This is a genomic window from Streptomyces gobitricini (assembly GCF_039532985.1).
GTDB classification, from domain to species: Bacteria; Actinomycetota; Actinomycetes; order Streptomycetales; family Streptomycetaceae; genus Streptomyces; species Streptomyces gobitricini.
In genome coordinates this window covers 143560-167455 of the sequence record NZ_BAAASR010000001.1, presented here as the reverse complement: position 1 = coordinate 167455, position 23896 = coordinate 143560, and the positions used below count along the sequence as shown (strand labels likewise).

At 74.0% G+C, this 23896-nt stretch carries 18 protein-coding genes, 1 pseudogene and 1 riboswitch; of the genes and pseudogenes, 12 read left to right on the top strand and 7 right to left on the bottom strand.

Going from position 1 to position 23896, the window contains the following annotated elements:
* Positions 1–9: 9 nt before the first annotated feature.
* Positions 10–139, bottom strand: a riboswitch (cobalamin riboswitch).
* 11 nt (positions 140–150) lie between these two features.
* The 4 genes from ABD347_RS00695 to ABD347_RS00680 all read left to right on the top strand — a co-directional run bounded on the left by ABD347_RS00695 (position 151) and on the right by ABD347_RS00680 (position 5242).
* The gene (locus ABD347_RS00695; protein ID WP_344355186.1) at positions 151–1341 is read left to right on the top strand and encodes a cobalamin biosynthesis protein CobG; all 1191 of its coding nucleotides are present in this window, start codon (positions 151–153) and stop codon (positions 1339–1341) included.
* Entirely contained in the window at positions 1338–1985 is a 648-nt protein-coding gene (locus ABD347_RS00690; RefSeq protein WP_344355183.1) for a precorrin-8X methylmutase, read from the top strand. Before ABD347_RS00695 ends, ABD347_RS00690 begins: the two co-directional genes overlap by 4 nt.
* A complete protein-coding gene (locus tag ABD347_RS00685) occupies positions 1982–3469 on the top strand; it encodes a precorrin-2 C(20)-methyltransferase (protein ID WP_344355180.1) in 1488 nt (495 codons plus the stop codon). Before ABD347_RS00690 ends, ABD347_RS00685 begins: the two co-directional genes overlap by 4 nt.
* A 390-nt stretch (positions 3470–3859) precedes the next feature.
* Positions 3860–5242 carry a D-glucuronyl C5-epimerase family protein gene (locus ABD347_RS00680; protein ID WP_344355177.1) on the top strand — a complete coding sequence of 461 codons (1383 nt, stop codon included), beginning with the start codon at positions 3860–3862 and terminating at the stop codon, positions 5240–5242.
* Here the strand turns inward: ABD347_RS00680 and ABD347_RS00675 are convergent.
* Positions 5224–5985 carry a cobalt-precorrin-6A reductase gene (locus tag ABD347_RS00675; protein ID WP_344355175.1) on the bottom strand — a complete coding sequence of 254 codons (762 nt, stop codon included), beginning with the start codon at positions 5983–5985 and terminating at the stop codon, positions 5224–5226. The genes ABD347_RS00680 and ABD347_RS00675 overlap by 19 nt on opposite strands.
* A gap of 12 nt (positions 5986–5997) precedes the next feature.
* Between ABD347_RS00675 and ABD347_RS00670 the strand changes: the two genes are divergently transcribed.
* A complete protein-coding gene (locus ABD347_RS00670) occupies positions 5998–7158 on the top strand; it encodes a cobalt-precorrin-5B (C(1))-methyltransferase (protein WP_344355174.1) in 1161 nt (386 codons plus the stop codon).
* 287 nt (positions 7159–7445) lie between these two features.
* Here the strand turns inward: ABD347_RS00670 and cobM are convergent, their stop codons facing one another.
* Together cobM and cbiE are read right to left on the bottom strand one after the other, a co-directional pair.
* The gene (gene cobM, locus ABD347_RS00665) at positions 7446–8195 is read right to left on the bottom strand and encodes a precorrin-4 C(11)-methyltransferase (protein WP_344355171.1); all 750 of its coding nucleotides are present in this window, start codon (positions 8193–8195) and stop codon (positions 7446–7448) included.
* Positions 8196–8197: 2 nt separating this feature from the next.
* Complete coding sequence (gene cbiE / locus ABD347_RS00660) at positions 8198–9451, bottom strand: precorrin-6y C5,15-methyltransferase (decarboxylating) subunit CbiE (RefSeq protein WP_344355170.1); 1254 nt, start codon at positions 9449–9451, stop codon at positions 8198–8200.
* A 379-nt stretch (positions 9452–9830) separates the two neighbouring features.
* Here cbiE and ABD347_RS00655 point away from each other — a divergent pair, with 379 nt between their 5' ends.
* Positions 9831–10922, top strand: coding sequence for an LLM class flavin-dependent oxidoreductase (locus ABD347_RS00655; RefSeq protein WP_344355167.1), 1092 nt, complete (start codon positions 9831–9833; stop codon positions 10920–10922).
* A 337-nt stretch (positions 10923–11259) separates the two neighbouring features.
* A pseudogene (locus ABD347_RS00650) lies at positions 11260–11732 on the top strand (universal stress protein).
* A gap of 126 nt (positions 11733–11858) precedes the next feature.
* On the opposite strand, the gene ABD347_RS00645 reads toward ABD347_RS00650, so the two are convergent.
* From ABD347_RS00645 to ABD347_RS00635, 3 genes are all read right to left on the bottom strand, one after another.
* Positions 11859–12701: an ABC transporter permease gene (locus tag ABD347_RS00645; RefSeq protein WP_344355165.1), complete on the bottom strand. Its 843-nt coding sequence runs from the start codon at positions 12699–12701 to the stop codon at positions 11859–11861.
* On the bottom strand, positions 12698–13684 hold the full coding sequence (locus ABD347_RS00640) for an ATP-binding cassette domain-containing protein (RefSeq protein WP_344355162.1): 987 nt from the start codon (positions 13682–13684) through the stop codon (positions 12698–12700). Before ABD347_RS00640 ends, ABD347_RS00645 begins: the two co-directional genes overlap by 4 nt.
* Before the next feature lie 191 nt (positions 13685–13875).
* The gene (locus tag ABD347_RS00635; RefSeq protein ID WP_344355161.1) at positions 13876–14283 is read right to left on the bottom strand and encodes a hypothetical protein; all 408 of its coding nucleotides are present in this window, start codon (positions 14281–14283) and stop codon (positions 13876–13878) included.
* A gap of 110 nt (positions 14284–14393) precedes the next feature.
* On the opposite strand from ABD347_RS00635, the gene ABD347_RS00630 reads away from it, so the two are divergent.
* The 3 genes from ABD347_RS00630 (at position 14394) to ABD347_RS00620 (ending at position 18076) form a co-directional block, all read left to right on the top strand.
* A complete protein-coding gene (locus tag ABD347_RS00630) occupies positions 14394–15359 on the top strand; it encodes an endonuclease/exonuclease/phosphatase family protein (protein WP_344355158.1) in 966 nt (321 codons plus the stop codon).
* 180 nt (positions 15360–15539) lie between these two features.
* On the top strand, positions 15540–17045 hold the full coding sequence (locus ABD347_RS00625) for an APC family permease (protein ID WP_344355155.1): 1506 nt from the start codon (positions 15540–15542) through the stop codon (positions 17043–17045).
* Between the two features lie 47 nt (positions 17046–17092).
* Positions 17093–18076, top strand: a complete 984-nt coding sequence (locus ABD347_RS00620; RefSeq protein ID WP_344355153.1) for a hypothetical protein — start codon at positions 17093–17095, stop codon at positions 18074–18076.
* 10 nt (positions 18077–18086) lie between these two features.
* Here ABD347_RS00620 and ABD347_RS00615 read toward each other — a convergent pair whose 3' ends face one another.
* Positions 18087–20135 carry a PhoX family protein gene (locus ABD347_RS00615; protein WP_344355252.1) on the bottom strand — a complete coding sequence of 683 codons (2049 nt, stop codon included), beginning with the start codon at positions 20133–20135 and terminating at the stop codon, positions 18087–18089.
* A gap of 259 nt (positions 20136–20394) precedes the next feature.
* On the opposite strand from ABD347_RS00615, the gene ABD347_RS00610 reads away from it, so the two are divergent.
* Entirely contained in the window at positions 20395–21978 is a 1584-nt protein-coding gene (locus ABD347_RS00610) for a VWA domain-containing protein (protein ID WP_344355150.1), read from the top strand.
* A 287-nt stretch (positions 21979–22265) separates the two neighbouring features.
* Positions 22266–23873 (top strand): methionine--tRNA ligase, encoded by a 1608-nt coding sequence (gene metG / locus ABD347_RS00605; RefSeq protein ID WP_344355148.1) that lies wholly within the window; start codon positions 22266–22268, stop codon positions 23871–23873.
* Positions 23874–23896 lie beyond the last annotated feature (23 nt).

Genomic DNA, 23896 nt, shown 5'->3' with positions numbered 1-23896 from the left:
CCGCGCCCCGGGTGGTCGTAGGACGGCGGGAGTTCCTGACTCGTCCGGTTCCGGCCGGACTCACAGTGGCGGGACCGCGCCGGATTCTCACCGGGCTTCCTCCCTAGGGCCCTGGGACCCTGTGCCGTCTGCATAGTAGAGGCTGCGCGTATGCTCGCCGCCATGCCGCCCAGCTCACCAAACCCCCAGGACCGGGGTGAAGCGCACATACGGGACCGTGTCCGCGAGCGCGGTGACGCGTGCCCCGGCGCACTCCGGCTGCACCGGGCCGACGACGGATCGCTCGCCCGGCTCCGGGTTCCCACCGGCGTGCTGACGCCCCGTCAAGTGACCGTACTGGCCGACGCGTCGGACCGTCTGGGCGACGGGCACCTCTCCCTCACCTCGCGCGGCAACGTGGAGTTGAGGGGCCTCGGCGACGGCTGCGGAGCCGGGCTGGCGGACCTGCTGCGCGAGGCGGGCCTGCTGCCGTCCGAACGGCACGAGCGGGTACGGAACATGGTCGTCTCGCCGCTCGCCGGGCCGGGTGTGCAGGGGTGGGCCGCCCGCCTGGACGCGCTCCTGTGCGCCGAGGACTGGACGACGGAACTCTCCGGCCGCTTCCTGTTCGCCGTGGACGACGGACGGGGCGACGTGGCGGGGCTGGCCGCCGATGTGACGTTGCTCGCAGCCCCCCACGGCGGCGCCCTGCTGCACGTCGCGGACCGGACCTGGCGGGTCGCCCCCGCCGACGCGCCCCGCGCCGCGCTCGCGGCGGCCGGGGCGTTCCTCGCCGCCGCGCGGCGGGCGGGCACGGGCGCGTGGCGGGTGCGGGAGCTGCCGGCGGGGCAGGACGTGGACGTGACGGAGCACCTGCGGCGGGCGGCGGTCGCGGCCGAGCCCGTACCGGAGGCCGCCCTCCCGGCCGGCGGGCCGCCCCCGCCCGGGGTGATCGGCGACGGCACGGTGTCCGTCCTGGCCCGCCTCGGCCGGGTGAGCTCGGCCCAGTTCCGCGCGCTGCTGCCCGCCGAGGAGGTACGGGTCACCCCGTGGCGCGGCTTCGTACTGCCGGGCCTCGCCGGGCGGGCGGCGGCCGAGGAGCGGCTGCGCGCCCTCGACGGCGCCGGGTTCATCACCCGTACCGACTCCCCCTGGACCGGGGTCACCGCGTGCACCGGACGCCCCGGCTGCGCCAAGTCCCTGTCCGACGTACGGGCGGACGCGCGGCCCCGCGAGGGTGCGCTGCCCGTCCACTGGTCGGGGTGCGCCCGCCGGTGCGGCCACCCGCAGGGCGCGTGGACCGACATGGTCGCGACCGGCGAGGGCGCGTACCAGATGACCGTACAAGGACCGACGAAATGAGCGAGAGCAGAGTGTTCGACTACGAGAAGGACGGCGCGGAGATCTACCGCCAGTCCTTTGCCACGATCCGCGCCGAGGCGGATCTCGCGGGCCTGCCGGCCGACGTCAGCCAGGTCGCCGTGCGGATGATCCACGCCTGCGGCATGGTCGACCTCGTCCGCGACCTGGCGTACACGCCGGACGTCGTGGCCCGCGCCCGTGAGGCGCTGCGCGCCGGCGCGCCGATCCTGTGCGACGCGCGGATGGTCGCCAGCGGCGTCACCCGCAAGCGGCTGCCCGCGGACAACGACGTGGTCTGCACGCTCTCCGACCCGTCCGTCCCGGCGCTCGCCGCCGAGCTCGGGACGACGCGCAGCGCCGCCGCGCTGGAGCTGTGGCGCGACCGGCTGGAAGGGGCGGTCGTCGCGGTCGGCAACGCCCCGACCGCGCTCTTCCGCCTCCTGGAGATGATCGAGGCCGGCGCGCCCCGCCCGGCGGCGGTCATCGGCATACCGGTCGGGTTCATCGGGGCGGCCGAGTCCAAGGACGCCCTGGCGGCCTTCCCGGGCCTCGAGCACCTGGTGGTGCGCGGGCGGCGGGGCGGCAGCGCGATGGCGGCGGCCGCGATCAACGCGATCGCCCACGAGGCGGAGATCCAGGCATGAGCGGAAAGCTGTACGGCGTGGGGCTCGGCCCCGGCGACCCGAACCTGATGACGGTCGCGGCGGTCAAGGCCATCGCGGCCGCCGACGTGATCGCGTACCACTCGGCGCGGCACGGGCGTTCCATCGCCCGCTCCATCGCGGCCGAGCACATTCGCGAGGACCACGTCGAAGAGCGCCTGATGTACCCGCTGACGGTCGAGACCACCGACCATCCGGGCGGCTACCGGGGCGCGCTGAACGACTTCTACGAGGAGGCGTCGGCGCGGCTGGCCGCCCACCTGGACGCGGGCCGCACGGTCGCCGTCCTCGCCGAGGGCGACCCGCTGTTCTACGGCTCCTACCAGCACATGCACAAGCGGCTGGCGCACCGTTACGACACCGAGGTCATCCCGGGCGTCACCTCGGTGAGCGCGTCGGCGGCGCGCCTGGGCAAGCCCCTGTGCGAGGCGGAGGAGATCCTGACGATCATCCCCGGCACGCTGCCGGAGGAGGAGCTCACCGCCCGCCTGGCGGCCACCGACTCGGCGGTCGTCATGAAGCTGGGCCGCACCTTCCCGGCGGTACGGCGCGCCCTGGAGCGGGCCGGGCGCCTGGAGGACGCGCACTACGTGGAGCGGGCCACGATGGCAGGCGAGCGGACGGGCGCCCTGGCGGACGTCGACCCCGAGTCGGTGCCGTACTTCTCCGTGGCGGTGCTGCCGTCGCGCGTCGACTCCGGACCGGCCGCGCCCGACCGGGGCGAGGTCGTCGTCGTCGGTACCGGCCCGGCGGGCCCCCTGTGGCTGACGCCCGAGACCCGGGGCGCGCTCGCCTCGGCGACCGACCTGGTGGGCTACACGACCTACCTGGACCGTGTCCCGGTGCGCCCAGGGCAGGAACGGCACGGCTCCGACAACAAGGTCGAGTCGGAGCGGGCCGAGTTCGCCCTGGACCTGGCCCGCCGGGGGCGCCGCGTGGCGGTGGTGTCGGGCGGCGACCCGGGGGTGTTCGCCATGGCGACGGCGGTCCTGGAGGTCGCCTCCCAGGCCCCGTACGCGGACGTCCCGGTGCGCGTCCTGCCCGGCGTGACCGCCGCGAACGCCGCCGCCGCGAAGGCGGGCGCGCCGCTCGGCCACGACTACGCGACCATCTCCCTGTCGGACCGCCTCAAGCCGTGGGACGTCATCGCGGAACGCCTGCGCGCGGCGGCCGCCGCCGACCTGGTCCTCGCCCTCTACAACCCGGGCTCCGCCAGCCGCACCTGGCAGGTGGCCAAGGCCCGCGAACTCCTCCTGGAGCACCGCGCCCCGGACACCCCGGTGGTCGTCGCCCGCGACGTGGGCGGCCCGGAGGAGTCCGTCCGCGTCCTGCCCCTGATGGACCTGGACCCGGCGGAGGTCGACATGCGGACCCTCCTGCTCATCGGCTCCTCCCAGACCCGGGCCGTCCGGCGCGGCGACGGCGGCACGGTGGCCTGGACGCCACGCACGTACCCGGAGGCGTAACCGGCCCCCGTACGCGCACGGGCCGGCCCGGGTGCGTACGGGAGGTGTGCGTACGGGGAGGCCGAGGCGGGCCGCCCCCGCCGCGGCGCGGGCGGATGGCTGCGCGTCGGGTGCATCCGCGGCGTGCACGGGGCCGTGGACCACCTTCACGCGCCGGTCGTACACGTCCGGAGCGGCGGGGCGCGCGCCGCGGTCCGGCCGGCGGGCGTACGGCCGCGTGCTGAGCGGGGCGGCCGGGCGCGGCCCCGCGTGAACCAGGATCCCCCCTTCGGGGAACAGCAGGTGACTGCTGGACCTTTGGGGGGATTCATGGTGGAGAGCCGCAGGCGGTTTCTGCAGCTTATGGGGGGCAGTGGGGCGGCAGCGGCGTTGGCTGGAGGTGGGTTCCTGGTGGGACGGCGGTCTCCCGGACAGGTGGCGGTGCCCAGTGGGCTGCCGTTCACGTTCGAGGCGCGGGGGTTCCGGTGCGTGCTGGACGTGCCCGACGGGATGCGGCCGTGGCGGGACCGGGTGGCCCCCCGGGAGGACGAGGGGACGCACGACGGGGACGGGGTGCGGATGTTCCGGTGGAAAGGAGGGCTGCACGACCACCCGGTGGGGCAGATCCAGTACGGCCTGGAGAACCTGGCCGCCTACCGGCGCACCGGCGACGCGTTCTTCCTCGTACGGGCGCGGGCGCAGGCCGATCGGGTGGTGGCGCGGCGGCACGAGCGGCGCGGGGCGTGGTTCTTCCCGTACCCCTTCGACTTCGCGCACGACGTGCACTCCGGGGTCGCCTACCAGGCGCCCTGGTACTCCGGCATGGCGCAGGGCGAGGCACTGAGCCTGTTCGCCCAGCTGGCCCAGCTCCCGGCCGTCCCGGCGACGGCCCGGCAGCGGTACCGCGCGGCGGCCGACGGGGCGTTCCGGTCGCTGCTGGTGGGGGACGACGGGGCGCCGTGGGTGGTCGCCCGGGACGAGGCGGGGCACCTGTGGATCCACGAGTACCCGATCGGCGCGCCGGGCACCTCGGACTACACGTACAACGGCTTCATGTTCGCCGCGCTCGGGCTCTGGGACTACTACGCGCTGACCCGCAGCCCGCTCGCCGCCGACCTCTTCGACGGCTCGCTGACCACCCTCGCCGCGAACTTCCGGAACATGCGCAACCCTCGCTGGCTGTCGCACTACTGCCGTACGCACGCCGTGCCGACCGCGTCGTACCACCCCGTGCACATCACGCTGCTGCGCCAGTTGTCCTGGCTATCCGGCAGCGAACCGCTCGCCGCCCGGTCCGACCTGCTGATGGACGACTACCCGGCGCCGTCGCTCGGCAAGGACGGCGGGCGCGTGCACCTCGCCGAGGGCACGCACACGCTGTTCCGGTACGACGACGACGGCGCCGTCACCGCCACCCGCACCCTGGCGCTGGCCCTCCCCGCCGAGGCCACCGCCTCGCACCGGATCCGGATCAAGGGCCGGGACGTGCACTACCTCCTGACGGACGGGCCGGACAGGGCGGAGGGCTGGTACGTGGCCGAGCGGTACCCGGCCGCGTACGTGCGGGGCGAGTGGTGCGCGTCCGACTACCGGCCCGCGCGGCGGGCCCGGTTCCGGGCAGGGGTGAGCGTCGTCTGCCACAGGGACGGCGAGGAGCGGACGGTGACGTACCCGAAGGACACCCCCGTGCGGTACGACCGCCGCGCCCTCGTCGACGGCCGCATGATGCTGCGCGCGGCCGACGGGGACGCCAAGGGGTGGTGGGTGCCGGGCTCTCAGCTGCTCGCCGGCTGACCCGGCCGGCCCGGCCCCAGCAGCCACGCCGCCGCCTCCTGGGGCGTGGGGGCCACCGGCACGCCGTCCGGGGCCGGCGGGCGGCGCACGACGACGACCGGGACGCCCGCCTCGCGGGCGGCGGTGAGTTTGGGTGCCGTCGCCGCGCCGCCGCTGTCCTTGGTGACCAGGACGTCGATCGCGTGGCGGCGCAGCACCTCCCGCTCACCGTCCAGGGTGAAGGGGCCCCGGTCGAGGAGGACCTCCATCCGCGGCGGGTACGGGGGCTCCGGCGCGTCCACCGAACGGAGCAGGAACCAGGCGTCCGTGACGTGCGCGAAGGAGGCGAGGCCCATACGGCCCGTGGTGAGGAAGAGGCGGCGGCCCAGGGCACGCGCCGTGTCCGCGGCCTCCTTCAGGGTGTCCACCGTGTGCCAGTCGTCGCCCTCGACCGGGGCCCAGCCGGGACGGCGGAGGGCGAGCAGGGGAACATGGGCGTCGGCGGCCGCCCGGGCCGCATGGAAACTCATCGTGTCCGCGAAAGGATGGGTGGCGTCGATGACCGCGTCCACCTGGTGCCCGCGCAGCCAGCGTGCCAGGCCCTCGGCCCCGCCGAACCCCCCGATGCGGACCTCGCCCGGCGGCAGCTTCGGGGCGGCGACCCGCCCCGCCAGCGAGGACGTGGTCCTGACCGTCCCGTGCTCGTGGAGGATCTCCGCGAGGCGGCGGGCCTCGGTCGTTCCACCGAGGATCAGTACGTGCATCGAGGTCCGTCCATGAGTACGAGTACGGGTTCGGGTTCGGGTTCCGGTTCGGGTGCGGCTTCCGGGGCGGCAGGCGGGCGCAGCGCACAACTCAAGCACACCGGCCTGAGGCCCGGATGGACGACCGGGGCGTGCGCGACGGCGGCCACGACCGCCGCCTACACCGCGCTGCTGACCGGGGACTTCCCCGACCCGGTCACGATCACCCTGCCGAAGGGGCAGACCCCCGCGTTCGCGCTGGCCGCGGAGGAGCTGACGGCCGGGTACGCCATGGCGGGGATCGTGAAGGACGCCGGTGACGACCCGGACGTGACCCACGGGGCGCTGGTCCGGGCCACCGTCCGGGCCCTCCCGGCCGGCGCGGGCGTGGTCTTCCGGGCGGGGCCGGGCGTGGGCACCGTCACCCGCCCGGGCCTGCCGCTGGAGGTGGGCGAGCCCGCGATCAACCCCGTGCCGCGGCAGCTGATGCGCGAGCACGTCGCGCGGGTCGCGGCCGCGCACGGCGGCACCGGAGACGTGGAGATCACCGTCTCGGTCGACCACGGCGAGGAGATCGCCCGTTCCACATGGAACCCGCGCCTCGGGATCCTGGGCGGGCTGTCGATCCTGGGCACGACCGGGGTGGTCGTGCCGTACTCGTGCTCCGCCTGGATCGACTCCATCCGGCGCGGGGTGGACGTGGCGCGCGCGGCGGGCCGCACCCATGTCGCCGGGTGCACGGGCTCGACGTCGGAGCGGACGGTCACGTCGCTGTACGGACTGCCGGAGGACGCCCTGCTGGACATGGGCGACTTCGCGGGCGCCGTCCTGAAGTACGTACGCCGGCACCCGGTCGACCGGCTCACGATCTGCGGCGGCTTCGCGAAGCTGTCCAAGCTCGCGGCGGGGCACCTGGACCTGCACTCGGCGCGCTCCCAGGTCGACAAGGGCTTCCTGGCGGAGCTGGCCCGGCGGGGCGGCGCCGACGAGGAGCTGGCGGAGCGGGTGGCGGCCGCCAACACGGGGCTGGCCGCGCTCCAGCTGTGCGCCGCGGCCGGTGTGCCGCTGGGCGACCTGGTCGCCGCGGCGGCCCGCGACCAGGCGCTGGCGGTGCTGCGCGGCGCGCCCGTCACGGTCGACGTGGTGTGCGTCGACCGCGCGGGCACGGTGGTGGGGCGCAGCACGGTGGCGTGACGGCTCCCGTGAGCCGGCGCGGACCCCGGGCCGGGCGTTCGACGTTCGACGGACGCCCGAGGCCGCCCGCACGGCGGACGGCGGACGGCGGCAAGGGGCGGGCGCGGATGCGGGGCAGGTGCGGCGTGCGGCGTGCGCCTCGGCGCACGTGCCGGGTGCCCCGCGCCGGGGGACGGGGCCCGGGCGGAGGCGCCGGTGCCGGTGCGGTGCCACGCCCACGCGCTCAGGTGCCGCGCCCACGCGCTCAGCCACAGGCGCCTCGGCGCACGTGCCGGACTCCCGTGCGCTCAGCACACGTGCCGGTCGCGCTCCGGCGAGTACAGGTGGCTGTCGCGGAACTGCGTCGCCGCCAGGGTGCGGCCCACCAGGATGACCGCCGTGCGGGTGATGCCGGCGTCCTTCGTGGCGGCCGCGATGTCGGCGAGGGTGCCGCGCAGGATCACCTCGTCGGGGCGGCTGGCCATCGCGACGACGGCCGCCGGGCAGTCGGCGCCGTAGTGCGGGGTCAGCTCGGCGACGACCCGGTCGACGTACCGGGCCGCCAGGTGCAGCACCAGCAGGGCGCCGCTGCGGCCCAGCGTCGCCAGGTCCTCGCCCTGCGGCATGGCCGTGGCCTGCTCCGCGATCCGGGTCAGGATGACCGTCTGGCCCACCGTCGGCACGGTCAGCTCCCGCTTCAGCGCCGCCGCTGCCGCCGCGAACGCCGGGACGCCCGGCACGACCTCGTAGGGGATCCCCGCCGCGTCCAGCCGCCGCATCTGCTCGGCGACCGCGCTGAAGACGGACGGGTCGCCCGAGTGGAGGCGGGCCACGTCGTGCCCCTCCTCGTGGGCGCGGACCAGCTCGGCGGTGATGGCGTCCAGGTCCAGGCGGGCGGTGTCGACGAGCCGGGCGTCCGGCGGGCACTCGGCCAGCAGCTCGCGCGGGACGAGGGACCCGGCGTACAGGCACACCTGGCAGGAGGCGAGGGTGCGGGCGCCGCGCACGGTGATCAGGTCGGCGGCGCCGGGGCCCGCGCCGATGAAGTAGACGGTCATTCTCAGCCTGCCTGGGGTTTCGTTACGGACCATTGCGTGACCGGCATGGCCTGGCGCCAGCCGGTGAAGCCACCCACCGGGACGGCGTGCGCGACCGCGAGCCGTACCAGCTCGCCGCCGTGGCGCCGGTATCGGTCGGCGAGCAGCGCCTCCGACTCGAGCGTCACGGTGTTGGCGACCAGCCGCCCGCCCGGCCCGAGGACGTCCCAGCAGGCGTCGAGCAGCCCGGGGGCGGTCAGCCCGCCACCGATGAACACCGCGTCCGGGGGCGGGAGTTCCGCGAGCCCGGCCGGGGCGGCGGCGGTGACCACTTCGAGGGCGGGTACGCCGAGGGCGGCGGCGTTGCGGGCGATACGGGCGGCCCGCTCCGGGGAGCGCTCCACGCTCACCGCACGGCAGGTGCGGTGCGTACGCATCCACTCGATGCCGATCGAGCCGGACCCGCCGCCGATGTCCCACAGCACCTCGCCGGGGGCGGGTGCCAGCGCGGCGAGCGTCGCGGCGCGCACGTGCCGCTTGGTGAGCTGACCGTCGTTCTCGTACGCCGCGTCCGGCAGGCCGGGCACGGCACCGAGGCGCAGGGCGCCCGGCGCGCGTACGCACGCGACGGCGATGACGTTCAGCGGGTCGCCGGGCGGGTGGGCCCACGCGTCGGCGGTGCCGGTCAGGTGGTGCTCGCGGTCGGAGCCGAGCTGTTCCAGGACGGTGAGGCGACTGGGCCCGAAGCCTCGGTCGCGCAGCACCCCGGCGACCTCGCCGGGGGTCGCCGCGCCCGCGCTGAGCACCAGCAGCCGGCGCCCGTCGTGCAGCGCGGCGGTCAGGGAGGCCAGGGGGCGTCCGACGAGCGTGACGGTCTCGGTGTCCTCCAGCGGCCAGCCGAGGCGGGCGCACGCGTACGAGACGGAGGACGGGTGGGGCAGGACGCGCAGCCGCTCGGGGCCGGCCGTCTCGGCGAGGGCCCGCCCGATCCCGTAGAACATGGGGTCGCCGCTGGCGAGCACGGCGATCCGGCGGCCCTCGCGAGTGTGCTCGGCCAGCAGGCCGGGAACGGCGGGGCGCAGCGGGGACGGCCAGGCGACCCGCTCGCCGCCGCACTCCTCCGGTACGAGGGCGAGCTGGCGGTCACCGCCGATGATCACGTCGGCGTCGCGCAGGGCCGTGCGGGAGGCGTCCGGGAGCCCGGCCCAGCCGTCCGCGCCGACGCCGACGACGGTCACGGGCGGCGGGGCGGCGGATGCGGGGGCGGGGCTGCTCACGGGCTGGAACCCTACCGGCCGGTCGCCGGGCCTCAGGGCCGGGGGCACGACCGACGGTGCACCCGGCGGGCCGCCGCTCGACGTGACGCTGCCGCGTACGTTCCCGGCCGTGCGCCGCTCGGTCCGCTCACGGCCGCCGCGCGCCTGATGGGCCTCCCGCAGCCGACGGTCACCGCAGGCGCGGGCACTGGAGCGGCGGCCGGGAGCGCGGCGCCGTCACGGTGGTCGGGGCCGCCCCACGGGGGCAGGCGGTGAACGGCTCCCGGCCGCCGGTAGGTCCCCGGCTCCCGGGGGACTCGGTACTCGCAGCCGGTACCCCGCCCGCATCTGGTTTAATATTCAATCAATAGTTTTCCGGTGACCGCGAGAGGTGAGCGCGATGCAGTTCGGGATCTTCACCGTCGGTGACGTGACGCCCGACCCGACCGACGGTCGTACGCCGAGCGAGCACGAGCGGATCAAGGCCATGGTCACCCTCGCTCTCAAGGCCGAGGAGGTGGGTCTGGACGTCTTCGCGACCGGCGAGCACCACAACCCGCCGTTCGTCCCCTCGTCCCCCACCACCATGCTGGGGTACATCGCCGCGCGCACCGAACGCCTGGTGCTGTCCACCTCGACGACCCTGATCACCACCAACGACCCGGTGAAGATCGCCGAGGACTACGCGATGCTCCAGCACCTGGCGGACGGCCGCGTCGACCTGATGACGGGGCGGGGCAACACCGGCCCGGTCTACCCCTGGTTCGGGCAGGACATCCGCCAGGGGCTCCCGCTCGCCATCGAGAACTACGGTCTCCTCCACAAGCTGTGGAGGACCGACGTCGTCGACTGGGAGGGACGGTTCCGCACCCCTCTCCAGGGCTTCACCTCCACCCCGCGCCCGCTGGACGGCGTACCGCCGTTCGTCTGGCACGGCTCGATCCGCTCGCCCGAGATCGCCGAACAGGCCGCCTACTACGGGGACGGCTTCTTCCACAACAACATCTTCTGGCCCATGGAGCACACCAGGAAGATGGTGGGCCTCTACCGGCAGCGGTACGCGCACCACGGCCACGGCACGCCCGAGCAGGCCATCGTCGGACTCGGCGGCCAGGTCTTCATGCGGAAGAACTCCCAGGACGCGGTACGGGAGTTCCGGCCGTACTTCGACAACGCGCCCGTGTACGGGCACGGTCCGTCCCTGGAGGAGTTCACCGAGCAGACCCCGCTGACCGTCGGCTCCCCGCAGGAGGTCATCGAGCGGACGCTCACCTTCCGCGAGTCCGTCGGGGACTACCAGCGTCAGCTCTTCCTGATGGATCACGCCGGTCTGCCGCTCAAGACGGTGCTGGAGCAGCTCGACATGCTCGGCGAGGAGGTCGTACCGGTGCTGCGCGAGGAGTTCGCCCGCCTGCGGCCGGCCGGTGTGCCCGAGGCCGCCCCGGCGCACCCCGCCACGATCCGGAAGGAGTCCGTCCGGGGCTCGTCGTGACCTCCGCCGGGCTGAGCAGCCCTCGTCCCCGCGCCCGCCGGCCGGCTCACCGAGTCGGTGGACCGGGGGCTCCGCCCGACTCCCGCCGGCCCCCGAGCAGGCCCGGGGCCAGGCCACGGACCAGGACACGGACCGCGCGCTGCGGCCGCTCTTCGCCGCCTGCGGGCGCGGTCGGTGCCCACGGCCGTCCACGCGGCGCCCGGAAACGATGGCGTCCAGGGGCGATGGCGCCGGGGGCCGGGCATGGGGCGGCCGGTCCGGGCAAGGAGAACCAGGTACCGGACGTGCCCTTCGGGCGGCAGCGGCTCGCTCGCCGGGCGGATGACAGGAGGTCGTCATGGTGACAGGCAGGATCGTCGTGGGCGTCGACGGTTCGGAACCGTCCCTGAAGGCCCTGGAGTGGGCCGCCCGGCAGGCGGAACTGACCGGTGGCACCCTTGAGGCGGTCATCGGCTGGGAGTACCCGGCCACCGGCTGGTCCGGCATCACCCCGGCGCCCGCACCGGCCCTCCCGCCCGAGTACGACCCGGAGGACATCGCCCGCCGGACCCTGGACGAGGCGGTGACGGCCACCCTGGGCGACGCGGCCGCCGTGTTCGTCGGCCGGCGGGCGGTCCACGGCCACGCGGCCCAGGCCCTGCTGGAGAGCGCCCGGGCGCCACCCTCCTGGTGGTCGGCGACCGCGGCCGCAGCGGCTTCAAGGCGGCGCTCCTCGGCTCGGTGAGCCAGCACGTCACCCAGCACGCCCCCTGCCCGGTCGTCGTGGTCCGCGGCGAGGCCGCCCCGCCCGGCCGCCCGGCCACCGACTGACCACGTCACCCACGACGCACGCCACGCTGTCCCGACCGCCCGCCGCGACGGCCCGGGGCGCACCCCTCGCCCCCGGGGCACGCCCGCCCACGGTGCCCGCCTGGGTCCGGGGCACGCGGGGCGTACCTACTTGCGGTTGTACAGCCGCATCGTCACCGCGCCGAAGACGGCCACGAACAGGGCCGACCAGCCCAGCGACCAGGCGATGTCCGCCCCCGGCCAGTCGCCCGCCATCAGCTGCCGCACCGCGCTCGCCAGGTGGGTGACGGGACTGTTGTTGACGAACGCCTGGAGCCAGCCCGGCATGGTCTTCGGATCCACGAAGATGTTGCTCAGGAAGGTCAGCGGGAAGATCACCATCATGCTGACGCCCATCACGGACTTCTCGCTGCGCAGCAGCAGACCGAACATCGTCCAGACCCACGAGAACGCGAACGAGAACACCAGCAGCAGCGCCACCCCGGCCGCCACGCCGAGCACACCGCCGTGCGGGCGGTAGCCGATGATCAGGCCGACGGTGAGCATCACGGCGGACGCGATCAGATAGCGCACCACGTCGCCGAGGAGGTAGCCGACCATCGGGGCGGGCCGCCAGATCGGCAGCGTACGGAAGCGGTCGAAGACGCCCTTGGTGATGTCCGTGTTGACCGAGACACCCGTGTACATGGTGATCATCACGACGCTCAGCGTGAGGATGCCGGGCAGCAGGAACTGGATGTACGCCGAGACCGACCCGGCCAGCGCGCCCCCGAAGAGGTACGTGTACATCAGCACCATCATGATCGGGAACGCCGTGACGTCGAAGAGCTGCTCCGGCACGTGCTTGATCTTCAGCATGGCGCGCCAGCCGAAGGTCAGCGAGGCGGACAGCGCGCTCGGGCGCGGCGGCCGGTCGCCGGCGACCAGCAGGGCCGCCAGGTCCTCGGTGCGGGGCCCGGTGAAGGTGGCGTCGTCGGTGGCGGTGCTCATGCCGTGGCCTCCTGGGCCTTGTCCGTACGGTCCGTGAGCGCCAGGAACACCTCGTCCAGACTCGGCTGCCCCAGCGCGAAGTTGTCCACCACGACGCCCGCCCGCGCCAGCTCCGCCAGCGCCCGCGCCGCCTGCTCGGCGGCGCCCCGCTCCGTCCCGTGCCCGTCGACCGTCGCGGTCAGGGCCACCGGGTCGGGGTCGAGCTGGACGGTCGCGTTCAGCACGGTCGTCAGCAGCCGCTCCGCCTCCGCCCGCTGCCCGGCCTCCCGCACCCGTACGTGCACCGACCCCGAACCCACCGACGCCTTCAGCTCGCCCTTCGTCCCCTCGGCGATGACCCTGCCGTGGTCGATCACCGCGATCCGCGAGGCCAGCTGATCGGCCTCGTCCAGGTACTGCGTGGTCAGCAGCACGGTCGTGCCCTGGGCGACGACCGCGCGCACGATGTCCCACACCTGGTTGCGGCTGCGCGGGTCCAGTCCGGTCGTCGGCTCGTCGAGGAAGAGCAGGTCCGGTGTGTTGAGGATGGACGCGGCGATGTCGATACGGCGCCGCATGCCGCCCGAGTAGTTCTTCACCTGCCGGTCGGCCGCCTCCGACAGCCCGAACGCCTCCAGCAACTGCGCGCCGCGCTCCCGCGCCGCCCGCTTCCCGTGGCCCAGGAGGCGGCCCAGCAGGACCAGGTTCTCCGTACCGGTCAGGTCCTCGTCGACCGACGCGTACTGCCCGGTGAGGCTCACCCGCCCGCGTACCGCGTCGGCGTCGCGTACGACGTCCTGGCCGAAGACCCGCGCCTCCCCGCCGTCCGGTCTCAGCAGCGTCGCCAGCACCTTCACGGCGGTCGTCTTGCCCGCCCCGTTGGGCCCGAGGACCCCGTACACCGTCCCGGCGGGGACCCGGAGGTCGATGCCGTCCACGGCCCGGTTGTCACCGAAGACCTTCACCAGGCCGCTCGTCTCGATGGCCAGGTCCCTGATCGTCATCGTCACTGTCCTTGCGGGGAGGGGCGGGTGGCGGGTGTCCGGGGCGTTCGGCACGATCCCCACCAGTCTCCGGCCCCCGCCCGTCCCCCGCCACCGATTTTCCCCGCACGGCACCCCCGCCGTGGTGGTCCGCGATCAGCGGTGGCCCGGCGCGGCCCGGCCACGAATGACCCGGCGCCCGTACCGCCGGGTCATTCGTGCGTGTAGAAGACGTAGAACGCCGCCAGACCCGCCGACACCGCGAGGACCAGCGACACCACCGCCACGGTGAGGACGCTGTTGCCGGACAGGCTGTAGAGGAAACCGACGCTGAGGCCGAAGAGGAGACCGAACGCGGCCGCCCGCGCCTCGCGCGGCAGTGCGCGGCGGAAGCGGAGGTAGGCGTACCACAGGGCGCCGAAGACCACCGCGCTCACCACGGCGAGCACCACCTGCCCGGCGGTGAGGGGTCCGTCCCCGTGGCGGACGACGACCTCGGCGTAGAGGCCGTAGAGCACGGCGCACACCGCGAGCACGATCAGCGAGAGTCGGGACACGGGACGGGCCGTACGTTCCCGGGTGCGGCGGTGCCGGCCGGGCAGCGTGACGTGTGAGGCCATGGCGCGCTCCTTCCACTGACCTTCCTCCAGAGCACACCCCCGACCGGCTCCCGGCAAGTGGATCAGTGGGCCGGGGGACGCCGGCGGGCGAGCCGTGAGAGGGTGTCCGCTTGGCCGCCGACCACACCTCCCCTCCGTTCCGCCGGGCCACCACCTGGGCCGCCGGGCTGCTGCTCGTCGTGCCCACCGTCGTCACCGGCTGCCGGCTCTTCGGCACCGACGCCGTCACACCCGTACCGCAGCTCCTGTCCCTGCTGCCCTGGCTCGCCGTCCCGGCGGGGCTGGCGCTCCTCCTCTCCCTCCCGGCCCGCCGGGCGCCGCTGACCGCCTGGGCGGCCGGGGTACTCGCCGTCACGCTCTGGTACACCCAGCCGTACGGCCCGGACAGCACCCCCGCGCACGGCCCCGTCACCGGCCGGCTGCGCGTGCTCGCCGCCAACACCGAGTTCGGCAACGCGACCGCCGAACTGCTCGCCACCGTCCGCCGCGAGCGTCCCGACCTGCTCTTCGTCTCCGAGTGCGACCCCGCCTGCGCGCGGGCCCTCGCCGCCCACTTCCCCTACGGCGCCCAGGTCGCCGCCGCCGGGTCCGCCGGGTCCGCCGTCCTCGGTACCGTGCCCCTGACGGCGGAGCCCGCCCTGCCCGGCACCACCATGGGCATGCCCGGCGCCACGGTCCGCGTCGGGGGGAAGGACGTGGCGCTCCGGCTCGCCCACCCCATGCCGCCGCTGCCCGGCGGTATCGGCCTCTGGAAGCGGGAGCTGGGCCTGCTGCGCGACTTCGCCGCCGCCCACCGGGGCCGCCCCCTCGTCCTGGCCGGCGACTTCAACGCCACCCAGGACCACGCCGCGTTCCGCTCCGTCCTCGACGCCGGTGCCCTGCACGACGCCGCCCGCCTCACCGGCGCCGCCCGGACCGGCACCTGGCCGCTGAACGCCGCCCTGCCGCCGTACGCGCAGATCGACCACGTCCTGGTCAGCGCCGACTTCTCGGTACGCGGCGCCCGCTTCCTCGACCTCGCCCGAACCGACCACCGCGCGCTCCTGGTCGACCTCGACCTGCGTGTCCGGCCGTGAGGCGGCACCGCGCCCGGCGCTGACGCGGATACATTCCGGACGTCATCCTTCCGGGTGGCGTCACCGCACCGCGTCCGCCCGACTACGATGCGCACGACCCACGCGTGCCGCCCGAGCCGCGGCATGCGCGGCCCACGTGCACTCCACCGCCATATGCCGTGCCATACAAGGACATTCGCCATGCGCAGCAGCTCGAGCTCAGCTTCCCGCAGGCCTCCCGGGCGGGGGCTCCAGCCCAATGTCCTCGGCATGTTCGACACCGTCGTGATGGCCGTCGCGGGCAGCGCGCCCGCCTACTCGCTCGCCGCCACCACCGCCGTGCTCGTCGGTACCGTCGGCTTCGCCGCCCCCGCCGCGCTGCTGTACTGCGCGATCCCGATGCTCGGGATCGTGCTGGCGTTCAGCCGGCTCGGCCGGATCGACGTCAACGCGGGCGCCAGTTACTCCTGGGTCGGCCGGACTCTCCACCCGGCCCTGGGCTTCCTCTCCGGCTGGGCGCTGATCGTCGCCGCGACGATCTTCATGGTGGCCGGGTCGCTGCCGGCCGGGCAGCTGACCCTGGCGCTCGTCGCCCCGGACCTGGCCGCCGACACCGCGCTCGCCACCGCCGTCGGCGCCGGCTGGTTCCTGATGATGCTGCTGGTGGTGCTGGGTGGCGCCCGCCTCACCGTGCGCGCGCAACTGCTGATGACCGGCGTCGAGTTGCTCATCCTGGTGCTGTTCATCGTCGGTGTGCTGATGCACCGGGGCGCCGCCACCGCGTTCGACTGGTCCTGGCTGGGCTTCGGGCACTTCGACGGGGCGTCCGGTTTCGCGTCCGGAGCGCTGATCGCCGCCTTCTACTACTGGGGCTGGGACGTCACCAGCAACCTGAGCGAGGAGACCCGCGACAGCCGCCGCACGGCCGGGGTCGCGGCACTCGTCGGCATCGGGGTCGTCTTCCTCCTCTTCGAGGCGTTCACCATCGCCGTCAACGTCGTCCTGTCGGCCGGGCAGATCGGTGCCGCGGGCGGGGCGAACGTGCTGGCGCTGCTGGGCGACGCCGTCTGGCCGGGCATCGGCGGCAAACTGCTGATCGTGGCGGTGATGCTGTCCAGCATCGCCACCCTGGAGACCACGCTGATCCAGGTGACCCGCTCGCTGTTCGCGATGGGCCGGGACCGGACGATGCCGGCCGCCCTGGGTGCCGTGCACCGCCGCTGGAACACCCCGCACATGGCGATCGCCGTGGTGGGGGCGGTGGCGCTGCTGCTGTTCGTGGCGGCGACCGCACTCGGCTCGGTCGGTGACATCCTGGACAGCGCCGTCAACGCGATGGGGCTCCAGATCGCCTTCTACTACGGACTGGCGGGCGTCGCCGCCGTGGTGGCCTACCGCGGGCTGCTGCTGCGGTCCGTACGCGACTTCGTCCTGGGGGGCGCGTGGCCGCTGGCCGGGGCCGCCTTCATGTTCTGGATGTTCTTCGAGTCACTGGGCGGGCTGTCCGGCACGACGGTCGCGATCGGCCTGGGCGGGCTGGGCGCCGGAGTCGTACCGATGCTCTGGTACTGGCACAAGGGCAGTTCCTACTACCGTCCCGCGCGGCTGGACGCGGCACGCGCGCTGGCGGCGACGGGGCCCTACGGCCTGCCACGACAGCGGCATCGTGACACGGAGGGGAACGAGACGCTCGCGACCGACTTCTGACAGCACGACGGGAACGCACGCCGCGCTTCCGACGGGGGGACAGGGACATGGCCGTACGCCGCCGCCGCAGCCGACGCTCCGCACGTTTCGTGCCGGACTTCGATCCGGACTTCGGCGACCGGGCGCTCACCGACGCCCGGCACGACATCGTTATCGGCCGCTGGCAGGGCATACGTGACCTGCTGCGCGACACCGGCGACGACTGGCCCCGCCGGACGCACCGGCTGCGGCTGCTGGCCCACGCGGCGGCCGGGAGCAGCGCCGTGGAGTCGTGGCGGGCCGCCGAACCGGACCACCCGGACGCGGCGGTGCTGCGGGCGGCGACCGAGGTCGTACGGGTCTTCGACCAGGCCATCGCGGTGGGGCGGGGCACGGCGGTGGACCGCGGGCGGCTCGACGCCACGGTCATGGCCTGCCTGAGCGCCGCCGACGCGCGGCCGGCCGATCCCATGCCGTGGGTGTCGCTGCTGACGGTGGCGCGGCTGTACGAGGGCGGCGTGGGGCGCGCGGAGCTGCGCCGCTGGTGGGACGAGCTGCGGCGGCGCGACCCGCACAACCTGGAGGGCCATGTGCAGCTGCTGCGGTACTGGTCGGCCCGGTGGCACGGCACGCACGGCTCGATGTACGACTTCGCGCGGGACGCGGCGGGCGCGGCGCCGCCCGGCTCGCCGCTGCCGGTACTGGTGCAGATCGCGCGGGTGGAGGAGTACCGGTACATCGCGGACGGCGCACGGGGCCGGGGGCCGGTGCGGGGCTTCGACCAGCACTGGAAGCACGAGCTGGCGGCGACGGAGGTGCGGCGGACGTGTGAGCGGTGGGTCGGCGGCCGGGTGCCGGGCCGGGCCCGGCCGGAGGAGGTCGAGCCGCTGAACTACCTGACTCACGCCGCCTGTTACGCGGGTCTGCCCGAGGTGTACGAGGGGCTGTTCGGGCTGCTGGAGGGGCGGGCGTCGCGGGCGCCGTGGTTGTTCACGGGCGAGGCGGCGGAACAGTTCGCGAGGTGGCGCGGGGACGGCCGCGCCACCTCGTGACCCCGGTGTGTCAGACGCCGATGTCGCGGCCGTCCCTGCGGTAGACGGCGACGACCGACGGGCGGACGATCCGGCCCGGGCCGTCGGGCCAGTGCGACGCCGGCTTCTCGGCGGACGCCCCGTCGACCTCGCCCGGGTGCTGTACGGCGACGAGGACGCGGCGCTGCTGGATGATCGGGCCGCAGGTCTCGGCGCCGGTCGGCACGGTCAGGAACTGCTTCAGCTCACCGCGCCGTTCGCCCTGCGTGGCGACGCCGAACAGTCCGTCGTGCGAGCCGAGCCGGTTGCCGTCCGTGGAGATCCACAGGTTGCCGTACGGGTCGAAGGCCACGTTGTCGGGGCAGGAGATGGGGCTGACCTTCTCCTTGGGGTAGCCCGCGAAGTACGTGGCCGGGTCGTCCGGGTCGCCCGCGACGAGGAACAGCCGCCAGGCGAAGCCGTCGGACGCCGGGTCGTCCCAGTGCTCGGCGAGCTCCAGGATCTGGCCGTGCTTGTTGAGGTCGCGCGGGTTGGCCTCGTCGGCGCCCGGCTGGCCGGGCTTGCCCCGGTTGGAGTTGTTGGTGAGGGCCACGTAGACCCGGCCGGTGCGCGGGGACGGCTCGACGTCCTCGGGGCGGTCCATCTTGGTGGCGCCCACCTTGTCGCCGGCGAGGCGGGTGAAGACGTACACCTCCTCGGCGGTCATGCCGGGGACGTGGGAGACGTCGCCGGTGGCGAGCGGGATCCAGTGGCCGCTGCCGTCGAACTCGCCGTCGTTGGGGAGCCTGCCGGTGCCGTCGACGTCCTGCGGGCTGTCGCCGGTGAGCTTGGCGACGTACAGCGTGCCCTCGTCGAGGAGGGTGAGGTTGTGCTCGCGGGCCCGGCGCGAGCCGCCCTTCATCATCCGCTTCGACGAGACGAACTTGTAGAAGTAGTCGAAGCGCTCGTCGTCGCCCATGTAGACGACCGGGCGGCCGTCGGCGGTCAGGCGCGGCTGGGCGGCCTCGTGCTTGAAGCGGCCGAGGGCGGTGCGCTTGCGGGGCGTGGAGTCGGGGTCGTACGGGTCCAGCTCGACGACCCAGCCGAAGCGGTGCGGCTCGTTGGGCTCCTGCTTGACGTCGAAACGCTTGTCGAACCGCTCCCACTTGCGCTCGGTGGTGCCGGAGCCGATGCCGTAGCGCTTGTCGGTCGCGGACGAGCCGTTGGCGAAGTACTGGTTGAAGTTCTCCTCGCCGTGGAGCGTGGTACCCCACGGGGTGGTGCCGCCGGCGCAGTTGTTGAGCGTGCCGAGGACCGTGCGGCCGGTGGGGTCGGCGCTGGTCCTGAGGAGGGCGCCGCCCGCTGCCGGGCCGGTGAGCTCGAACTCGCTGGTCGCGGTGAGGCGGCGGTTGAGCGGGTGGCGCGTGACCGGGGTCAGCCGGCCGTCACGGTGCTGTTCCTGGACGACGACCACGGACAGGCCGTGGGCGGCCCAGGCGATCTCGGCCTGCTCGCGGGTCGGGTTCTCGGGGTCGTACCCCTTGAACATCAGGACCTCGTCCGTGTACTCGTGGTTCGCCACGAGGACCTGGCGGCCGCGCTCGCCCCTGAGCGGCAGCAGCGACAGGAAGTCGTTGTTGTAGCCGAACTGGCCGGCCTGGGCCTTCGCGGTCTGCCTGTCCGGGTCGAAGGCGGGCGCGCCGCGGAGGATCGGCTCGCCCCAGCGGATCACGACGCTCTGGGCGTAACCGTCCGGCACGGTGACCTTGTCGTCCGTGTTGGGCGCGACGGGCGTGAAGCGCAGGCCCCTCGCGCCGGCGCTCCTGCCCGCCGTACGGGGCGTGGCGGCGGCCGCTTCCGGCCCTGCCGCCGCCTGGGCGACGACGGTACCGCCGGCCGTGGCGGCGACGGTGACGACGGCGGCGGCGCGCATCATCGAACGGCGCGACAGGGCACCGGCTATCACGTCGCCGGCGTACTCGTTGTCACTGGTGTTGGGCACCTCGTGGAAGCAGGCGTCGCCGCACCGGTAACGGCAGGTGAGGGCGGAACGGCCGCCTCCGTGCGGGTTGGTGCTCAGCAGCGGCAGCAGCTTGCGCACTTCGTCCTCCTCCGGCGCAGCCTGCGCCGACATGGTGTCGGGAATCGGTCCGGCGGCGACGTTAGGCGCGTAGATGTGCAGGTCGGAGGCGGCGGGGTGAACGGTGAATGAATGGGGCGCGTCAGGGGTGGGGTTGACGCGAATGCCCCTTGCCTTTCCGCGCCGCTCGGGGCGGCTAACCTTACGTGTCCGCCCTGGCCAGGGATGATTCCTCTCAGTACGGACATACACGGCACCCCATATGCGAAAGGCCTAGCCCATGGGCATTCGGAGCTTGCTGCGCAAGGTGTTTGGACGCGACGGTGCGGAGCGCGACGAGACGGCAGCCGCCTCCGTTCCGCCCCAGGCGGAACGCGCGGTGCCCCAGGAGGAGTCCACGGCGACCGGGGAGCCCACGGCGACGGTCCCGCCGCAGACGTCGCCGGCGCAGGCGCAGTCGACGTCGCCGTCGCCGTCGCCGTCGCCGGAGCAGGTGGCGGCGGAACTGGTGGCGGCGTCGTTCGACAAGGCGCGCCGCGCCTCGGTCCCGGCCGCCCGCGAGGCGGAGACCGAGGCCCCCGACACGAAGCCCGGCGTCCCGCCCCAGCCGGACGCCGCCCCGGAGCCGGAGGCCGCCGCGCCCAAGCCGGAGGCCGCGCCCGAACCGGAGGCCGCGCCCGAGAGCGAGCCCGAGGCCGCCGCCAAGCCGGAGCCGGAGGCCGCACCCGAGCCCGAGCCCGCCGCCAAGCCGGAGCCGGAGGCCGCACCCGAGCCCGAGGCCGCGCCCCAGCCCGAGCCCGCCGCCAAGCCGGAGGCCGCCACGCCTAAGCCGGAGGCCGCCGCCAAGCCGGAGCCGGAGGCCGCGCCCGAGAGCGAGCCCGAGGCCGAGGCCGAGGCCGCTACCGGAACCGTCACCGAGCCGTCGGGGGAGCCCGCCACCGCGCCGGAGACCGAGCCCGCCGCCGAACCGGAGCCCGAGGCCACCCGGAAGACCCCGGAGCCGGAGCCCGCCGAGCCCGAGGCCGAGCCCGCGAGCAGGCCCGAGGCCGAGCCCACCACCGGGCCGGAGGCCGAAGCCGCCACCGAAACCGAGCCCGCACCCGACGCCACGGCCACCGCCACCGCCACCGCGCCCACCGAATCCACCGAATCCACCGCCCCCGAGGAGCCGGAGGCGACCGCGACCGAGACCGCAGGCAAGCCCGCGTACTCGGCAGCGCGCGTCAAGAGCCGGGCGCCCCAGCTGGCCGACGCGTACAAGGCGGCCGGCGCCGTGCTCCGCAAGCGCGGGCTCACCGGCGCACGGGCGACCGTGTACCTGGTCCTCGACAGGTCCGGGTCGATGCGGCCGTACTACAAGGACGGCAGCGCGCAGCACCTCGCCGAGCAGGCACTCGCGCTCGCCGCGCACCTCGACGACAGGGCCACCGTCCCGGTCGTCTTCTTCTCGACCGAGATCGACGGCACCGGCGAGATCACCCTCGACGACGTCGAGGGCAGGATCGAGGCCCTGCACAGTTCGCTCGGCCGCATGGGGCGGACGAACTACGACCGTGCCATCCGCGAGGTGCTGGACCACCACGGGAAGTCGGACGCGTCCGGCCGCCCCGCGCTGGTGCTGTTCCAGACCGACGGCGCGCCCGAGTCGAAGACGGCCGCCACGGAAGCGCTGGCGGACGCGGCGAAGAGCGGCGGGAACGTGTTCTGGCAGTTCGTGGCGTTCGGCGAGGAGGACGCCAAGGCGTTCGACTACCTGCGCAAGCTGGACGCGCCCAATGCCGGTTTCTTCCACGCGGGCCCCACGCCCCGCGACGTCCCGCACGCCACGTTCTACCGCGAGGTCCTGGCGGACTGGTCCGTCTAGCCGGCGTCCTGGGCCCGGTCGTGACCGTCCACCGCCTCCGCCGGTACCGGCAGGCGTACGGACGGTCGCGACCGGGCCCCGCCGTCCCGGCCGGTCACCATCCCGGCCGCTCACCGTCGCCGCGCCACCGTGCGCGTCACCGGCGCGCACGCCCCCCACTCTCCACAGCCCCGCTCTCCATGGCCCCGCTCTCCACGCCCCCGCGTTTCGCGAACCTCTCCCCCCATCCGTCTCCCCCCTCGAAACGAAGGTGAGGGGAGCTTCCGGGGACGGATAGGATTTCGACCATGGCGGCCACTGGATCCGAGAAGCAGGGGGCGAAGGCGTACTACGTCACGACCCCCATTTACTACGTCAACGACGCTCCTCACCTGGGCCACGCCTACACGACCGTCGCAGGCGACGTGCTCACCCGCTGGCACCGTCAGCGTGGCGAGAAGGTGTGGTACCTCACCGGCACGGACGAGCACGGTCAGAAGATCATGCGCACGGCCGACGCGAACGGGGTCACCCCGCAGGAGTGGTGCGACAAGCTCGTCGAGGAGGCCTGGAAGCCCCTCTGGGAGCACCTGGACATCGCGAACGACGACTTCATCCGTACGACGGAGAAGCGCCACACGGACCGGGTGCAGGAGTTCGTGCAGGACCTGTACGACAAGGGTGAGATCTACAAGGGCGGGTACGAAGGCCCGTACTGCGTGGGCTGCGAGGAGTACAAGCTCCCCGGCGACCTGATCGAGGACGAGCAGGGCACCAAGCTCTGCCCGGTCCACAAGAAGCCGGTGGAGATCCTCAAGGAGGAGAACTACTTCTTCAAGCTCAGCGAGTACGGCCCGAAGCTGCTGGAGTTCTACGAGAAGAACCCCGGCTTCATCCAGCCGGAGTCCGCCCGCAACGAGGTCCTGAACTTCGTCAAGCAGGGCCTTCAGGACCTCTCCATCTCCCGCTCCACCTTCGACTGGGGCATCCCGATCCCGTGGGACGACAAGCACGTCATCTACGTGTGGGTCGACGCGCTCCTGAACTACGCGACGGCGGTCGGCTACGGATCGAACCAGGCGAAGTTCGACGAGACGTTCCCGGCGGACGTCCACCTCGTCGGCAAGGACATCCTGCGCTTCCACGCGGTGATCTGGCCGGCCATGCTGATGGCGCAGGGCCTGCCGGTGCCGGGCAAGGTGGCGGCCAACGGCTGGCTGATGGTCGGCGGCGAGAAGATGTCGAAGTCGAACCTGACGGGCATCAAGCCGCAGGACCTGACCTCGCACTTCGGCGTGGACGCCTACCGCTGGTACTTCCTGCGGGCGATCGCCTTCGGCAGCGACGGCTCGTTCTCGTGGGAGGACTTCACCGCCCGCTACACCTCCGAGCTGGCCAACGACTACGGCAACCTCGCCTCGCGCGTGGCGGCCATGGTCGGCAAGTACTTCGAGGGCGCCCTCCCGGAGGCCACGGCCGCCGGTGACGCCGAGCAGGCGGTCCGGGACGGCCTGACCAAGGCGGTCGCCGAGGCCGACCGGAAGATCGGCGAGGAGCTGGACTTCCAGGGCGGCATCCTGGCGATCTTCGACTTCGTGAAGCAGGTCAACGGCTACATCACGGAGCAGGAGCCCTGGAAGGTCGCCAAGGACACCTCGGACGAGGGCCGCGCCCGCCTGGCGACGATCCTCTACACCGCCGCCGAGTCGCTCCGCGCTGTCGCCGTCCTGCTCAACCCGATCATGCCGGAGACCTCCCAGAAGCTCTGGGACTCCCTCGGCGCGGAGCCCGTCCTCGGCCCCCTCGCCGACCAGACCGTCGACTCCGCCGCCACCTGGGGCCTTCTCCCCACCGGCGCCACGGTCACCAAGGGCGCGGTCCTCTTCCCGCGCCTGGAGGAGCCGAAGAAGGACTGACCTCCTTCCCCCGCACGACCGCA

Excerpts from the sequence above, each read along its gene's own strand:
- ABD347_RS00695 (WP_344355186.1), top strand. The coding sequence starts at position 151 with ATGCTCGCCGCCATGCCGCCCAGCTCACCAAACCCCCAGGACCGGGGT.
- ABD347_RS00690 (WP_344355183.1), top strand. The coding sequence starts at position 1,338 with ATGAGCGAGAGCAGAGTGTTCGACTACGAGAAGGACGGCGCGGAGATC.
- ABD347_RS00685 (WP_344355180.1), top strand. The coding sequence starts at position 1,982 with ATGAGCGGAAAGCTGTACGGCGTGGGGCTCGGCCCCGGCGACCCGAAC.
- ABD347_RS00675 (WP_344355175.1), bottom strand. The coding sequence starts at position 5,985 with ATGCACGTACTGATCCTCGGTGGAACGACCGAGGCCCGCCGCCTCGCG.
- ABD347_RS00670 (WP_344355174.1), top strand. The coding sequence starts at position 5,998 with ATGAGTACGAGTACGGGTTCGGGTTCGGGTTCCGGTTCGGGTGCGGCT.
- cobM (WP_344355171.1), bottom strand. The coding sequence starts at position 8,195 with ATGACCGTCTACTTCATCGGCGCGGGCCCCGGCGCCGCCGACCTGATC.
- ABD347_RS00655 (WP_344355167.1), top strand. The coding sequence starts at position 9,831 with ATGCAGTTCGGGATCTTCACCGTCGGTGACGTGACGCCCGACCCGACC.
- ABD347_RS00645 (WP_344355165.1), bottom strand. The coding sequence starts at position 12,701 with ATGAGCACCGCCACCGACGACGCCACCTTCACCGGGCCCCGCACCGAG.
- ABD347_RS00640 (WP_344355162.1), bottom strand. The coding sequence starts at position 13,684 with ATGACGATCAGGGACCTGGCCATCGAGACGAGCGGCCTGGTGAAGGTC.
- ABD347_RS00635 (WP_344355161.1), bottom strand. The coding sequence starts at position 14,283 with ATGGCCTCACACGTCACGCTGCCCGGCCGGCACCGCCGCACCCGGGAA.
- ABD347_RS00625 (WP_344355155.1), top strand. The coding sequence starts at position 15,540 with ATGCGCAGCAGCTCGAGCTCAGCTTCCCGCAGGCCTCCCGGGCGGGGG.
- ABD347_RS00620 (WP_344355153.1), top strand. The coding sequence starts at position 17,093 with ATGGCCGTACGCCGCCGCCGCAGCCGACGCTCCGCACGTTTCGTGCCG.
- ABD347_RS00610 (WP_344355150.1), top strand. The coding sequence starts at position 20,395 with ATGGGCATTCGGAGCTTGCTGCGCAAGGTGTTTGGACGCGACGGTGCG.
- metG (WP_344355148.1), top strand. The coding sequence starts at position 22,266 with ATGGCGGCCACTGGATCCGAGAAGCAGGGGGCGAAGGCGTACTACGTC.